This window comes from Kocuria salina, from assembly GCF_013368965.1.
GTDB lineage: Bacteria > Actinomycetota > Actinomycetes > Actinomycetales > Micrococcaceae > Kocuria > Kocuria rosea.
Window position 1 is genome coordinate 41,059 of sequence record NZ_SSSF01000006.1, and the last position, 15,302, is coordinate 56,360.

A 15,302-nucleotide genomic window follows, 5' to 3' on the forward strand; every position below is an offset into this window, starting at 1 on the left:
ACCGCGAACCGGCCGGTGGGGGCCCCGTCCCGTCCCGGGGCCGGAGAAATGTCGCGGTGTCGTGGTCCGCCGTTCACCTCCGCGTGCTGAAATGGGGACAACGCACCGCCGCATCCCCCGGAGGACCCCCATGGCGCCCCAGAAGCACCGTCCTGCCCTGCTCGCCGCGCTCGCCGCCGGCGCCGTGGTCACCTCGACCGGTCTGGTCCTCCCCGCGGCGTCCGCCCAGGGGACGGCGCCCCCGGCGGCACCGGGCGCGGGGGCGACCGCGGCCGGGGAGACGGCCGTCGAGCTGCTCTACTTCAACGACTACCACGGCCGGCTCTCCTCCGACCCCCTCCTCTTCGCGGGCGCGATCGAGCAGCTGCGCGCGGAGAACGAGGACGGCACGCTGCTGCTGTCCGGCGGGGACAACGTGGGCGCCTCCGAATACGTCTCGGCCGTGCAGCAGGACGACCCCACGCTCGACGTGCTCGACGCGCTCGAGCTCGACGCCTCCGCCGTGGGCAACCACGAGTTCGACCGGGGTGCGGACGACCTGACCGGCCGCATCACCGAGCGCGCCGGCTTCCCCTACCTGGCGGCCAACGTCACCGGCCCGGACGGCGAGCTCGTCACCGAGGCGTCCGCGACGTTCGACGTCGAGGGCGTGCGCGTGGGCGTGGTCGGCGCCGTCACCCAGCAGACCGCCACGCTCGTCTCGCCCGGCGCGATCGAGGGCATCACCTTCGGCGACCCCGTCGAGGCCGTCAACGCCGAGGCCGAGCGGCTCGAGGCGGACGGGGCCGACGTCGTGGTGGCCGTCTACCACGAGGGCGCCGCCGACGCGGCCGACGCCCTCGGCGACCGGCTGGTGACCGGCACCAGCGCGACCGTGGACGTGGTGCTCAACGGGCACACCCACCAGGTCTACGACGAGGGCGTCGACGTGGACGGCGACGGCGACCTCGACCGCGCGGTCCTGCAGGCCGGCTCGTACGGCGGCAGCCTCGGGCGGATCTCCCTGAGCTACGACGAGGCCGCCGACGACGTCGACCTCACCACCGGCGTGCTGGCCGTCGACGAGGTCGTCACCGCGACCGAGGAGGAGCTGGTCGCCCGGTATCCGCGCGTCGCGGAGGTCGCCGGGATCGTCGCGGACGCCGAGGCGGTGGCCCTGGAGCGGGGCAGCACCCCGGTCGGCGAGATCACCGGGGACATCACCACCGCCTACGGTCTGCGGGACGGCGTGCAGGCCCGCGACGACCGCGGCGCCGAGTCGAGCCTCGGCAACCTGGTCGCCGAGTCCATCCGCGACAGCCTGGACGAGTCGGACGGCGTGCAGATCGGCCTCATCAACCCCGGCGGCCTGCGCGCCGACCTCCTCTGGGCGGACGACCCCGGCCAGGCCATCGACGGCGAGCGCGACGGCGTGGTGACGGAGTCCGAGGCCAACCAGGTGCTGCCCTTCGCCAACAACCTCACCACCGTGACCCTCACCGGCGAGCAGTTCGAGCGGGTCCTCGAGCAGCAGTGGCAGCCCGAGGGATCGTCCCGGCCGTACCTGCAGCTGGGGCTGTCCGAGAACGTGTCCTACACCTTCGACGCCGCCCGCCCGGCCGGGGACCGGATCACCTCGATCACGGTCGACGGGCAGCCCGTCGACCCGGCCGCCGAGTACGTGATCGGCTCGGTGTCCTTCCTGGTGGAGGGCGGCGACAACTTCACCGCCCTGACCGAGGGCACCGACGTCACCGACACCGGCCGGATCGACCGCGACGCCTGGATGGAGTACCTCTCCGCCAACAGCCCGCTGTCCCCCGAGTTCGACCGCCGGTCCGTGGCGCTGACCGGGGCCGCCGCGGACGGCTGCACCGTGACCTTCGACGTCTCTTCCCTGGACATGACCTCCCTGGGCGCACCGGAGAACACCTCGCTGAGCGTGCGCGCGGGCGACCCGGACGGCACTGAACTCGGCACGGCACCGGTCACCGACGGCACGACCTCGGTCAGCCTCGACACGACCGGCCTGGCCGACGACGCCGCCGTGTGGCTGGTCGCCGAGCCGTCCGGCACGCAGGTCCGCGTGCCGGAGGCTGTCCTGGACCTGCCCACCGACTGCGCCACCGAGCCGGAGCCCACCGACAGGCCGACCCAGCCCCAGAAACCCGGCACGGGCCACTCCGGCGAGCACCCCGGCCAGGGCGAGCCCGGCCGCGGCGCCTGGAAGCACGGCTCCGAGCGGGCCCACCAGGTCCTCAGCCGTCTCTTCGGCTGAGCCCCGATCGTTCTCTCCCCTTCTCCCCCTGCCCCCACTGAAGGAACTCCCCACCGTGAACAAGCTGTTCTCCCTGCCCCTGAGCGGGGCTCTGGCCGCGGCCCTGCTCGCCGTGCCGCTGACCGTGCCCGTGCACGCCGCCCTGGACGGGGCGAACGTGGTCATCAACGAGGCCTACACCAACGGCGGCTCGGCCAACGCCGTCTACACCCACAAGTTCGTCGAGCTCTACAACCCCACGGTCCAGCCGGTGGACCTCACCGGCTGGACCCTGCAGTACCGCTCCGCGTCCGGCACCGGAACCGTCACCAGCACGGTGGCGCTGTCCGGGACCATCGCCCCGGGCGGCTACTTCCTGGTCCAGGGCGGGTCCAACGCGGGCAGCGGTGCCGCGTTGCCCGCCCCCGACCTCGCCACCTCGTTCAACCCGGCGGGCGTCTCCGGGACGATCGTGCTCTCCGACGGCGAGCAGCCCCTGGCCGCCCCCACTGGCTCGGTGACCGGTACCGACGGGCTCGTGGACCTGCTCGGCTACGGCACCTCCAACACCTACGAGACCGCGCCCGCCACTGGCCCGTCGGCGAATGCGGACCCGAAGTCCATGACCCGCGCCGACGGCGTGGACACCGACGACAACTCCGCCGATTTCACCGCCACGACCGCGGTGACCCCGCAGAACTCCGGTGGCAGCGGGGGCGAGCCCGCCCCCGAACCGGTCCCCGAGCCGAGCCCGGAGCCCGCCGCCCCGCCGGTGGAGCTGGCGATCCGGGACATCCAGGGCACCGGCGACGTCTCCCCCAGGGCCGGACAGGCCGTGACCACCCGCGGCGTGGTCACCGCCGTCTACGCCACCGGCGGGCTCAACGGCTGGTACCTCCAGACCCCTGGCACCGGTGGCGACCTGGACACCGCCGCCCACGACGCCTCCGACGGCGTCTTCGTGTACTCCCCCTCGGCCGTGGCGAACGTGGAGCTCGGCCAGTACGTCGAGGTCACCGGGACGGTCGCCGAGTACCACGGACAGACCCAGATCAGCGTGCACCCGGAGGGGGTCACGGTCCTCGACGAGGCCGCCGAGGCGGTCGAGCCCGCCGCCGTCGGCTGGCCCACGGACGAGGCGGAGCGCGAGGACCTCGAGGGCATGCTGCTCAACCCGGCCGGTGAGTTCGTGATCACCGACAACTACGCCCTGAACGGCTACGGCGAGATCGGCCTGGCGGCCGGCACCACCCCGCTCGTGCAGCCCACCGCCGTGGGCGCGCCCGGCTCGCCCGAGGCCGCCGCGCAGGCCGCCGACAACGAGGCCCGGGGCCTCCTGCTCGACGACGGCGCCACGACCAACTACGGCCACTTCGCCAACGCTTCGGTCCCCCTCCCCTACCTCTCTCCCACGACCCCGATGCGGATCGGCGCGCCCGTGGACTTCGTGGCGCCCGTGGTGCTCGGCTACTCGTTCGACGAGTGGCGCCTCCAGCCCACGACCCGGCTGACCGGGGACAACGCCGAGGACGCCCCCGTGGTCGCCGAGAACACCCGCACCGCCGCCCCCGAGGACGTCGGCGGGGACGTGCAGCTGGCCACGTTCAACGTGCTGAACTACTTCACCACCACCGGCGACGAGCTGACCGGCTGCACCTACTACACGGACCGCGCCGGCGACCCGGTCTCGGTGCGCGGAGGCTGCGACGCCCGCGGGGCGGCCGAGCAGGAGGACCTTCAGCGCCAGCAGGCCAAGATCGTCGCCGCGATCAACGCCCTGGACGCCGAGGTCGTCTCCCTGGAGGAGATCGAGAACTCCGCGAAGTTCGGCAAGGACCGGGACCAGGCCCTGTCCGACCTGGTCGAGGCCCTCAACACCGCCGCCGGCTCCGAGGTCTGGGCGTACGTGCCGTCACCGGCCGAGCGACCCGCCGTCGAGGACGAGGACGTCATCCGCACCGCGTTCATCTACCAGCCGGCCGCACTCGAGACCGTGGGCGAGTCCGTGATCCTGGACGACGAGGAGAACTTCGACAACGCCCGCGAGCCGCTGGCCCAGACGTTCCGCCCCGCCGGCGGGGACGCGGGCGGCGACTTCACGGTGGTCGTCAACCACTTCAAGTCCAAGGGCTCCGCCCCCTCCACCGGCCCCAATGCGGACGCCGGGGACGGCGCCGGGGCCTGGAACGCCGACCGCACCGCCCAGGCCCGGGCCCTGGTGGCCTTCGCCGAGCGGCTGGAGTCCACCCAGGGCACAGACCGGGTCCTCCTGGCCGGTGACTTCAACTCCTACGACCAGGAGGACCCGATGCGGGTCCTGCACGAGGCCGGCTACACGAACCTCGCGCCGGCGGGCGAGCACTCCTACGCCTTCGGCGGGATGGTCGGCTCCCTCGACCACGTCCTGGCCTCTCCGGCCGCGGCCGGGATCGTCACGGGCTCGGACATCTGGGAGATCAACGCCCACGAGTCGGTGGGCCTGGAGTACAGCCGGCACAACCACAACGTGGTCGACCTCTACGCGGCCGACCCGTACCGGGCCTCCGACCACAACCCGGAGATCGTCGGCCTGGCCCCCGCCGGCGCCGAGCCCGCCGGCCCGCAGAAGCCGGGCAGGGGCAACTCCGGTGAGCACCCCGGCAAGGGCCTCCGGGAGCACGCCGACGACCGGGCCCGCGAGGTCCTGCACCGCCGCCTCGGCTGACCCGGCCGCGGCGCGCCGGCCGGCCCCGGTGCCCCCGGGGTCAGTCGCGTGCCGGGGCCGGGCCCAGCACCGCCGCGGCGATGCGGTCGGCGTCCGCCAGGGTCCGGGCACCCAGCTCCGCGGACGCCCCGGCCTCCGCGGCGATCGCCACGCCCCACTGGACGGCCGAGAGCTGCAGGCCGAGCACGAGGACGCCGGGCTCCACGCCGCCGTCGACGCGCACGGCCCGGTACGGGGGCCGGGTGACGTCCAGCCCGGTGCCGGGCACGGTCGCGACGCCGTCCCGGGTCTCCATGGCCCGGACCCGCACCAGGCCCTCCCGGTGCATCGCGGACAGCAGCGGGGAGATGTTGCGCCGGACGTCGTTGGGCGGGGACATGGCCTCCACGAGGTGCTCGGCGCGGAAGGGCTCGTCCTTGACCCAGGGGGAGCTCGCCACGAACCGGCCCTCCTCCTCGTCCACGAGGAACTGCGGGTCCGGGCCCAGGAAGCGCACCACGCCGGCACGGGCCAGCGCCGCCAGCTGCTGGTTCCGCAGCACCGGCGGCCCGGAGGCGAGCCCCTCCACGAAGGGCTCGAACGTGCGCCGCAGCTCGTCGGTCCAGGAGGCGTCGCTGATCCCGAGGTCCGCCAGCACGGCCTTGAGCACGGTGCGCGCGGCGTTGAGCGAGGCGACGGCCATCTGCAGCGGGTCGTCCTCGCCGGCCAGCGCGCCGTGCACGTCCCGGTCCAGGTGGTGGACCAGGGCCGCCGCGTACTCGTCGTGGGAGCCGAAGCTGAGCCCCTCGAAGGGGCGGGCCAGCCGGAGGGCGTTGAGCTGCCGTCCCGGGACCACCGCGGACGCGATGAGCCGCTCGGCCCGGGAGGTCCAGGGCCCCTCGGGGTGGTCGTCGCCGGTGCCGAGCACGGCGTCGAAGCGCGCCAGGAACTCCTGCGGGTCGGTCTCGAAGGCGTCCGGGGCGGTCCGCGCCAGGACGGAGTAGTAGTTCCACTGGGCGTCCTTGCGGATCAGCGGATAGAGGTCCGTCTCGAAGGACAGCGGTCCCTCCGCCCGCGCCGCGAGCGCCCGCACGGCGTCGAGGGTGAAGAACCGGGTGACGAGGGAGCCGGCGTAGTAGCCCTCGAGCACCGCCTTGGAGCGGTACGGGGCGCCGCGGCGGGAGCCGGCCACGATCACGGGCTCCCGCCCCGAGGGGTGGTAGACGTAGCGCTCCCCGTCCTGGGTGTAGATCCCGCCGCGGCCCTCGGTGACCTGGGCCAGGACGTCGCAGAAGTTCAGGCCCATGCCGCGCACCAGCACGGTGCGCCCGGCGGGCAGGTCGTCCCAGTGCACGTCGGCGGGCACGGCGGGCGGCCAGTAGGTCAGCCCGAGCTCGGCGGCGCCGTCCACGAGCTCCCGCTGGTCGGGGCGCAGGTCGGCGTCGAGGTGGCCCAGGGCGAGCACCACGGCGTCCGCCGGGAGGTTCTGCCCGCCGCTGATCTCCACGTCGTAGCGGTGCCGGGCGTGCTCCCGCACGTGCACGCCCACGGCCTCGGCCCGGTGCACGGCGAGCTGCACGGTGGCGGGGAGGGCGTCCTGCAGCGTGCGGAAGATCCAGGAGAGGTAGACCCCGTACATCCGCCGGGACGGATAGGACTGGGGCGTCATCCGGGTCAGGTGCGCGGCGTCGTCGGGGTCCACGGCGATGGTCCCCGCCACGGCGGCGAGCCGCCAGTGCTCGAAGCTCATGTTCCGCAGCGGCTCGAGCGGGTCCACGGGCAGCACGCCGTCGTCGGCGATCACCGTGGGGAACACCGAGGGCGTGTTCATGAGGTACAGCGGGGACTGGTTCGTCCGCCACACGTGCCCCGGACCGGGCGGGAAGGGGTCGACGACGTCGATGCGCACCCGGGCGCCCGAGGCCGCGGCGCGGGCCGCGAGCCGCTCCACGGCCGAGAGCCCGCGCGGGCCCGCCCCGATCACCGTGACCCGTCGTTCGGAACCTGGCCTGCCCGTTGCGCTCATGGCCCTCAGGATATCGACCCGCCCGCCGGGCCACGGGCACGGGGCTGCGCCTACGATGGCGGACATGACCGAGACCGCGCAGACCGCCGCCCGCCCGACCGCCGAGCAGCCGCACGACGAGAACCTGTGGCTGGAGGAGATCACGGGGGACGCGCCCCTGGAGTGGGTCGCCGGGCAGAACGCCCGCACCCTGGCGGCGCTCGAGAGCCCGCGGCTGCGCCGCCTCGAGGCCGACGTGCTCGCGGTCATGGACTCGACCGAGCGGATCCCCATGGTCGCCAAGCACGGGCCGCACTACTACAACTTCTGGCGCGACGCCGAGCACCCCCGCGGCGTCTTCCGCCGCACCACGTGGGAGTCCTGGCTCGGCGGGGACACCGAGTGGGAGGTCCTGCTCGACGTCGACGCGCTGGCCGCCGTGGAGGGCGTCGACTGGGTCTGGGGCGGGGCCCGGCTGCTGCGCCCGCAGTACACCGGCGGGCGGCACCGGCGGGCGCTGCTCAGCCTCTCCCCCGACGGCGGCGACGCGAAGCGGGTGCGCGAGTTCGACCTCGACGAGCGCCGGTTCGTGCCCGGCGGCTTCGACGTCCCCACGGCGAAGTCCACCGTGACGTGGGTGGACGCCGACACCCTGCACGTGGGCACCGACTTCGGCCCCGGCTCGATGACCACCTCCTCCTACCCCCGCACCGTGCGCGTCCTGCGCCGCGGGCAGGACCTCGCCGAGGCCCGGCAGGTGTTCGAGGTGGCCGAGGACCACGTGCAGGCGGTGCTCGTGCGGGACCACACCCCGGGCTTCGTCCGGGACGTGGCCGTGGACGTGGTCGACTTCTTCGCCTCCCGGACCTACCTGGTGCGGGAGGAGGAGCTCGTGCACGTCGACGTCCCCGACTCGGTGACGGTGGACCTGCACCGTCAGTGGCTGCTGCTGCGCCCGCAGGAGGAGCTCGAGCTGGACGGGACCGTGCACCCGGCCGGGTCCCTGCTCGTGGCCGAGCTCGAGGCGTTCCTGGCCGGGGACCGCTCCGTGACCGCCGTGTTCGTCCCGGACGCGCGCACGTCGCTGCAGTCCTGGTCCTGGACGGCCGACCGGCTGATCCTCAACCTGCTGCGGGACGTCTCCTCGGTGGTCCGCGTCGCCGAGCCGGGCCCCTGGACCTCGTCCGAGCTGCCCGGGGCGCCGGCCCTGCACAGCGTGGACGCCTACGCCGTCGACGACGAGGACCCGGAGGCGGGCAACGACTACTGGCTCGTGGCGACCGGCTTCCTCACCCCGACCACCGTGTCCCGCGGCACCCTCCCGGCCCGCGGCGGGGTGACGGCCCCGCCGCGGGTGGCGAGGACCGCCCCCGCGTTCTTCGACACGACCGGGCTCTCGGTCGAGCAGCACTTCGCGGTCTCGGCGGACGGCACCCGGGTGCCCTACTTCCAGGTGGGCCCCGCCGACCCGGTCCTCGACGGGCGGAACCCGACGCTGCTCTCCGGCTACGGCGGCTTCGAGGTCTCCCGGACCCCCGCCTACTCCGGGGCCCTCGGGCGGTCCTGGCTGACCCGCACCGACGACGCCGGGCGGTCCGGGGTCTACGTCCTCGCCAACATCCGCGGCGGCGGCGAGTACGGCCCCGCGTGGCACCGGGCCGCCCTGCAGGGGAACCGGCACCGGGCGTACGAGGACTTCGCGGCCGTCGCCGCGGACCTGCAGAACCGCGGGGTGTGCACCCGGGGAACGCTCGCGTGCTCGGGCGGCTCCAACGGCGGGCTGCTCGTGGGCAACATGCTCACCGGGCACCCCGAATTGTTCGGGGCGATCTCCTGCGGGGTGCCGCTGCTGGACATGCGCCGCTACACGAAGCTGTCCGCGGGCTACTCCTGGATCGCGGAGTACGGCGACCCGGACGACCCGGAGCAGTGGGAGTCCGTCCGCACGTTCTCGCCGTACCACCTGCTGGAGGAGGGGCGGGACTACCCGGACGTCCTGTTCTGGACCGCCACGAGCGACGACCGCGTGGGCCCCGTCCAGGCGCGCAAGGCCGCCGCGCGGATGCTCGGCATGGGCTACGAGAACGTGTGGTTCTACGAGGCCACCGAGGGCGGGCACGCGGGCGCGGGCGACAACAAGCAGGCCGCCCGCCTGCACGCGCTGTCCCACGAGTTCCTCTGGACGGCGCTGCACCGGGGCTGAGCCCCGGCGCGGGTCAGCGGCGCTCGCGGTCCGGGACGGCCCAGCCCATCAGGAGGGACACCACCCCGATGATCAGGGTGGCGAGCACCGCCGTCCAGAGGAAGGAGTCGATCTCGAGCCGCAGGGGCGTGAAGGAGCTCAGCCAGGACGTCAGCCACAGCATCGCCGCGTTGACCACGATGGCGAACAGGCCCAGCGTGAGGCAGGTGATCGGCAGGGACAGGATCGTCAGCACGGGCCGCACGACCGCGTTCACGGCGCCGAAGACCAGGCCGACGAACAGGTAGGCCAGGACCGACGCCGTGGTCTCGCCCCCGACGGCCGAGACGACGGACGGGTCCGCCGCGATGCCCATCCCGGGCAGGATCCAGGCGGCCACCCAGATGGCGAGCGCGTTGACGAGGACACGGAGCAGGAAGGACATGGCCCCATCCTGTCAGGAACGGCGGGTGACGGCGGCCCAGCCCACCAGCGCGGCCGCGCCGCACAGCGCCAGGCCCAGGGTGAGGGCGATCCGCCCCGCGTCCACGGCGGGGCGCCACGTGACGCTGTCCCCCCGGACCACGTACACCCCGGCCGGCTCGGCGTGCACGCCGTAGCCCACGCCCGATCCGCTGCCCGAGCTGTCCTTCTCCTCGCCCGAGCCCCCGCCACCGCCGCCCCAGCCCCTGACGCGGGCCACGGGCACGACCGTGGTGCCGTACGCCTCGTACGCCTCCCCGAAGACCCGGCGCACCGTCACGGCGTCGACGGCCTCCTCGAGGACGGAGCGGTCCGTGAGCCCGGCGCGCCAGGCGGGGGCGGGGCGGGGCGCACCGGGTGCGGCGGGCGTGGTCTGCGGACGGTCCTGCTCCGGCATGGTGGCCTCCTGGGCTCGGGCGCCGGCGGCGCGCTGAGCCCCAGTCTAGGAAGCCGCCGGCCCCCGGTCACGGGGCGGCCGCAGATGACGGGCCCGGGCGCGGGCTCGGAACGCGAAACACCCCGGACCGCGGGTCCGGGGTGTTTCCGACGTCCTGGGACGTCACGAGCGCGGAGACGGGGGGATTTGAACCCCCGGTCGAGTTTAACCCCGACCCTTCATTAGCAGTGAAGTCCATTCGGCCGCTCTGGCACGTCTCCATCCGTGGCCCACCACGCGGGTGGACAACACGGGCCAGCTTAAGGGAGGACCGGGCACGGGGTCAAAGCCGACGGCGTCCGTGCCGCCCGGCGAGCACCGAGCGGTAGAGCCGGTCGAGGTCCGCCCCGATCCGCTCGGACCCGTAGACGGAGCGGATCTCCGCCGCCATGGCCTCCGGGCCCAGCAGGCCGGGATCCGCCACGACGTCGAGCACGGCGCCGCCGAAGGCCTCAGGGGTGCGCTCGGCCACGAGGCGCCCGTTGCCCGGGTGCACGAAGTCACCCTGCCCGCCGAGGGCGCCCATGACCACCGGCCGGCCCGCGGCGAGGGCCTCGGCCGCCGCCACGCAGAACGTCTCGGACCGGCTGGGCAGCAGGAACACGTCGGCGGCGGCCAGGCGCCGCTGCACCTCGTCCGCCCCCACGCTGCCGAGGAGCTGCACGCGCTCCCCCACCCCGAGCCGGCGCGCCCGCTCCCGGACCTCCTGCTCGAGGCCGCCGGAGCCGCACCAGGTGAGGCGGACGTCGTGGCCGGCGGCGCGCAGCCACGCCACGGTGTCCACGGCCAGGAGAGGGTCCTTGATCTCGCGCAGGGCGCCGACCGCGACGAGCTCCAGGGTGTGCCCCCGCGGCGGGTCCGTGACGTGCGCGGCGTGGTCGACCACGTTGCCGATCCGCTCCACCCGCTCGGCCGGCGCGAAGCGGCGCAGCACGTCGCACATCATGGTGCTCACGCCGGTGACGCGGTCCGGGACGCGCAGGATCCGGCGGCTCCCGGCGAGGAGCCGCCACACGGGCCCGTTCTGCTCGGGGGTGAGCACGCCGTTCCAGTGCTCCGTGTGCACCCACGGGCGGCGTCCTGCGAGCGGCAGGCAGACGAGCGCCGCCGAGAAAGGCATGGTGTGCAGGACGTCCGCCCCGGTCAGGTGGCGGCGGAGCGCGGCGTAAGCCCGCAGCAGCGTGAGCGGGCGCAGGGGGTGGAAGGGCAGCCGGAGCACCGGCACCCCGTCCCACTCCTCCGGGACGGCCGGCCCGGTGCGCAGCAGCCGCAGGTGCAGCACCCGGACGTCGTGGTGGCGGGCGGCGGCGCGCACGTGCCGGGGGACGAACGGCGTCTCCCCGGGCCGCTCCGCCGACGGGTACCAGGTGCTGACGACGAGCACGCGCACGGCGCTCAGCCCCTCCCCGCGCCGGTGCGGCCGGGGACGGTGTCGGACGCGGTGCCGGACGCGGTGCAGGACGGGGGGCCGGACGCGGTGCCGGGCACGGTGCTGGACGGGGTGGGGGCGGCGATCATGGTGCCACCCTATCGGCGGGGCCACGGCCGGGGTGCTCCGGGCACCGCGCCGGGGCGCGAGTAGACTCGGGCGCGATGACCAGCCCAGCCCCCGGGTCGGCCGCCTGATGTCCCGGCTGCGCTCGATCCTCTTCCCGCCGCCCAACCACGCGAACACCGACAACCCCCTGGGGTCGGCGTTCGCGCTGACCGTGGTGGCCGTGTTCGTCCAGGGGCTGTCCCGCTTCGGCTACAGCGTCCTGGTGGGCAACCTGCTGGGCCAGGAGGCGCTCGCCGAGGTCAACCTGACGATCTCGCTGGCCCTGTTCCTCGTCCTGCTGTGGCCCCAGGCCTCGGGCACGGGGGCCGCCAAGTTCATCGCGATGGCCCGGGGCCGCCAGGACCCCGAGGGGCAGGCGGCGACGGCCTCCTTCACCGCGAGCAGCGCGTCCGCGGGCATGGCGCTGCTGTCCGTCTCGGCGGTGCTCTACGCCGCGTTCGCGCTCGAGCTCTCCTGGGGCTTCGCGGTCTCGGCGGGCCTGCTCGTGCTCTCCCTGTCGGCCTACAACTTCGTGCGCGGTGTCCGCACGGGCAACAACCAGTTCGTGACCACGACGGCGTGGGACACCATCAGCTCGTTCCTCACCCTCACCCTGCTGCTGCTGGTCCTGCTCGCCGGCTGGCACTGGGTCCTGCTGCTGCCCCTGATCCTCGGCTACACGGTCTACGCGCTGCCCTCCTGGCCCCGCCGCACCGGGGCGCGCCTCGACCCGGCGGTGCGCCGGGAGATCCTGGTCTTCACCGCGTGGGGATCGGCCCACCTGCTGGCGGCGAGCGGTCTGATGCAGCTGTCCCTGGTGATCGGCGACAGCTTCGCCACGAAGGCGGAGGTCGGCCTCTACGCCGCCGCGGTGTCCCTGGCCACCCCCGCCAGCATGCTGTCCGGGGCGATGCTCACCGCGCTGTCCCCCAGCGTGGCCCGGATGTACGCCGCCGGGGACACCGCGGGCCTGACCCGGCAGGTGGACACGATCCTGCGGACGATGGTCACGGTGTTCCTGCCGGTCTTCGGCGTGGGCGCCCTGTGGGCGGAGCCGGTGCTCCGGGTGGTCTATTTCGGGGACCCCGAGTTCGCGGAGGCCGAGCCGCTGCTGGTCCTGCTGTTCCTGGCCGTCTCGGCGACCAGCTTCAACGCCGCGAACGCCCGGCTCAACGGCACCGAGCCCTGGGGGGTCAAGGTGCTCGCCGCCGCCAACGGCCTGGGTCTGGTCGTGGGCGTGGTGACGATGCTCCTGCTGGGCCCGGAGCTCGGCATCACCGCCTCCGCGGTGGGATACCTCGTGGGCTCGCTGCTGAGCGCGGTGCTGCCGCTGCTGGTGGTCTGGCGGCTCGACCGGATGCGGTGGGGCACGGTCCTGCTGCGGATCGTGGCCGGCTACGCGATGATCCTGGTCGCGCTGCAGGTGCTCGGCCCCGACTTCCGGGTGCTGCCGGCGCTCGGGGCGACCGCCGTGTTCCTCGCGGTCTGGGCCGGGCTCAGCGCCCGGGACCTGCGGCCGGCCCTGCGCGCCGCGGGCGCCCGGCTCCGCCGCTGAGCACGCCCCCGCCCACCCGGCCCCCGCTCACCCGGCGGGCCGGGCCCGCTGCCCGAACTGCCGGTCGAACTGCTCCGCGAAGGCCGGGACCATCGTGACCACGTAGTCGCGGGGCATGTGGTTGTCGTCCATGTAGACCCAGCGGTTGCCGATCCGGGACGGGCACGTGCCGTCGGGGCAGATCCAGTCGCTCATGTCGAGGCTGACGAAGTTCCCGTGCCGCCCCGTCAGCGCGTCGGCCGGGTTCTGCGGGGCCAGCTTCTGCGCCCGCGGCGGGTTGCACCGCTCGGCGTCCGGGCCGTCCTGGTCGATGCAGGTGACCATGTTGAAGGGGAACCGCGGGTTGTCCCGGATCCCGACCACCGTGATGCCCCGCTCGCCGAGGTCCGCCAGGACCTGGGCGAGCCCGGGGGCGATCTGCTCGCCGGGCCCCTCGTCGGCGGTCACGGTGGACGTGGTGAGCACGACGTCGATCCCGTGGTCCTCGATGTACCGGTCGGTGAGCCCGATCAGCTCCTGGCACTCGGTGTTGTCGGTGGTCTCCACGGGCTGGAACCGGCAGGCGCCGCGGATGACGGAGACCAGGTTCCAGCCGCGGTCCTCGGCGACGCGCTGGAACGCCGGCAGCCACTGCTCGGCGTGGGAGTTGCCGATCACCATGGCGTCGACCTCGGCGTCCGGGTCGACCGGCAGGGTCGAGCAGGCCACCTTGTAGCCGTCGAACCACTCCTCCGTCGCGGCGTCGCAGGACTCCGGCAGCTCGGACCACTGCCCCTCGCGGACCAGCGGGTTCGGGATCGTGGGCACCTGCGGGTCCTGCTCCCAGGCGAGGTCCCCGGTCAGCACCGCGGCCCCCGGGTTCTCGAGCGCGGCCTGCTCCGCGGCCTCCTGGGCGTGCCGGTCGAGGACCAGCCGCGCCCCGGAGGCGGGGACCAGCACGAGGGCCACGCACAGCACCACGAGGCCGAGCTGGTGCAGGCTCGCGCGGGGTCCGGTGCGGGGCCGGAGGGGCCGCTCGACGAGCCGGTGCACCAGCACGCCCAGCACGATGCTCCCCAGGAGGATGAGCAGCCCGTGCCCCAGCGTGGCCTTGGCGCGGTCCGTGACCACCAGGTAGGTGACGAGCACCGGCCAGTGCACCAGGTAGACGGCGTAGGACGCCTCGCCCAGGACCAGCAGGGGCCGGCGGCTGAGCAGGGCGTCGGCCCCGCGGGGGTCGCCGGTGTGCCCGGCCAGGATCACCAGGGCCGCCCCGGTCAGCGGCCAGAGCGCCGCCCAGCCCGGGAAGGAGCCCTGGACGTCGAGGACGAGTCCGCACACGGCGATGGCCACGAGCCCGGTCCAGCCCAGGAGGAGGCGCAGCGCGCCCGGCAGGGTGACGCCGCGCAGCACGGCCAGGGCCAGCAGGGAGCCGAGGGCGAACTCCCACAGCCGGGCGCGGGTGTCGAAGTAGGCGAAGGCCTGCTCGCTGCTCGTGGAGACCACCGAGAAGGCGAAGGAGGCGAGGAAGACGGCGCTGAACACGCCGGTGGCCACCGTGGTGACGGTCCACCGGGTGCGCTCGGCGATCAGCCCGCACAGCGCGAGGAGCAGTGGCCACAGCAGGAACACCTGGCCCTGCACGGACAGGGACCAGAAGTGCTGGAACGGGCTGGCCCCGGAGGTGTCCGCGGCGTAGTAGTCGACCGCGTTGAGGGCGAGCACCCAGTTCTGGGAGTACAGCACCGTGGCCGCCGCCTCCTCGATCGCGGCGTACCAGCGGTCGGACGGGAACAGGAGCCGCACCACGACGAGAGTGCCCAGGACCGTGACGACGACGGGGGGCAGCAGCCGCGAGAACGTCCTGGTCCAGTAGCGGCCCAGCTGAGGCCCCTTCCCGGCCTCGAGCCGCCGGACGAAGGAGAGCGTCATGAGGAACGCCGAGATGAACAGGAAGACGTCCACCCCGCCCGAGACCCCGCCGATCCACACGTGGTAGACGGCGACCAGGAGGACGGCCACGGTGCGCAGCCCCTGGACCTCGGGGCGGAAGCGGTGGGCGGGGGCGGAGGCGCCCGCCGGGGGCGCGGTGCTGTTCGCGACCCCGGGGGAAGGGTCGGCGGGGAGGAGGCGGCTCATGGAGTTCTCTCGTCGGGCGGGGGGTCGGACGACTGGCTCGGCACCATTGTCACACTGGACGGTGGCG

At 74.2% G+C, this 15,302-nt stretch carries 10 protein-coding genes and 1 tRNA gene; 4 read left to right on the forward strand and 7 right to left on the reverse strand.

What is annotated here, in order from left to right; translation table 11 throughout:
* The first annotated feature begins 130 nt into the window (after positions 1 to 130).
* Together E7Z53_RS12585 and E7Z53_RS12590 are read left to right on the forward strand one after the other, a co-directional pair.
* Positions 131 to 2,257: a bifunctional metallophosphatase/5'-nucleotidase gene (locus tag E7Z53_RS12585; protein WP_052132880.1), complete on the forward strand. Its 2,127-nt coding sequence runs from the start codon at positions 131 to 133 to the stop codon at positions 2,255 to 2,257.
* Between the two features lie 55 nt (positions 2,258 to 2,312).
* Positions 2,313 to 4,940 carry an ExeM/NucH family extracellular endonuclease gene (locus E7Z53_RS12590; RefSeq protein ID WP_176337910.1) on the forward strand — a complete coding sequence of 876 codons (2,628 nt, stop codon included), beginning with the start codon at positions 2,313 to 2,315 and terminating at the stop codon, positions 4,938 to 4,940.
* A gap of 40 nt (positions 4,941 to 4,980) precedes the next feature.
* Here E7Z53_RS12590 and E7Z53_RS12595 read toward each other — a convergent pair whose 3' ends face one another.
* Positions 4,981 to 6,945 (reverse strand): FAD/NAD(P)-binding protein, encoded by a 1,965-nt coding sequence (locus E7Z53_RS12595; RefSeq protein WP_170122823.1) that lies wholly within the window; start codon positions 6,943 to 6,945, stop codon positions 4,981 to 4,983.
* Between the two features lie 64 nt (positions 6,946 to 7,009).
* On the opposite strand from E7Z53_RS12595, the gene E7Z53_RS12600 reads away from it, so the two are divergent.
* Entirely contained in the window at positions 7,010 to 9,127 is a 2,118-nt protein-coding gene (locus E7Z53_RS12600; protein WP_126349858.1) for a prolyl oligopeptidase family serine peptidase, read from the forward strand.
* Positions 9,128 to 9,140: 13 nt separating this feature from the next.
* On the opposite strand, the gene E7Z53_RS12605 is transcribed toward E7Z53_RS12600, so the two are convergent.
* From E7Z53_RS12605 to E7Z53_RS20375, 5 genes are all read right to left on the reverse strand, one after another.
* On the reverse strand, positions 9,141 to 9,551 hold the full coding sequence (locus tag E7Z53_RS12605) for a phage holin family protein (protein WP_017831991.1): 411 nt from the start codon (positions 9,549 to 9,551) through the stop codon (positions 9,141 to 9,143).
* A gap of 12 nt (positions 9,552 to 9,563) precedes the next feature.
* Positions 9,564 to 9,986, reverse strand: a complete 423-nt coding sequence (locus tag E7Z53_RS12610) for a spore germination protein GerW family protein (RefSeq protein ID WP_017831992.1) — start codon at positions 9,984 to 9,986, stop codon at positions 9,564 to 9,566.
* Between the two features lie 171 nt (positions 9,987 to 10,157).
* Positions 10,158 to 10,246 (reverse strand) — tRNA-Ser (locus E7Z53_RS12615).
* 62 nt (positions 10,247 to 10,308) lie between these two features.
* On the reverse strand, positions 10,309 to 11,415 hold the full coding sequence (locus E7Z53_RS20805) for a glycosyltransferase (protein WP_176337911.1): 1,107 nt from the start codon (positions 11,413 to 11,415) through the stop codon (positions 10,309 to 10,311).
* Between the two features lie 5 nt (positions 11,416 to 11,420).
* Positions 11,421 to 11,543 (reverse strand): hypothetical protein, encoded by a 123-nt coding sequence (locus E7Z53_RS20375; protein ID WP_255219562.1) that lies wholly within the window; start codon positions 11,541 to 11,543, stop codon positions 11,421 to 11,423.
* 107 nt (positions 11,544 to 11,650) lie between these two features.
* On the opposite strand from E7Z53_RS20375, the gene E7Z53_RS12625 reads away from it, so the two are divergent.
* The gene (locus E7Z53_RS12625; RefSeq protein ID WP_035926099.1) at positions 11,651 to 13,117 is read left to right on the forward strand and encodes a lipopolysaccharide biosynthesis protein; all 1,467 of its coding nucleotides are present in this window, start codon (positions 11,651 to 11,653) and stop codon (positions 13,115 to 13,117) included.
* 27 nt (positions 13,118 to 13,144) lie between these two features.
* Here E7Z53_RS12625 and E7Z53_RS12630 read toward each other — a convergent pair whose 3' ends face one another.
* Complete coding sequence (locus E7Z53_RS12630; RefSeq protein ID WP_052132877.1) at positions 13,145 to 15,235, reverse strand: acyltransferase family protein; 2,091 nt, start codon at positions 15,233 to 15,235, stop codon at positions 13,145 to 13,147.
* Positions 15,236 to 15,302: the final 67 nt, after the last annotated feature.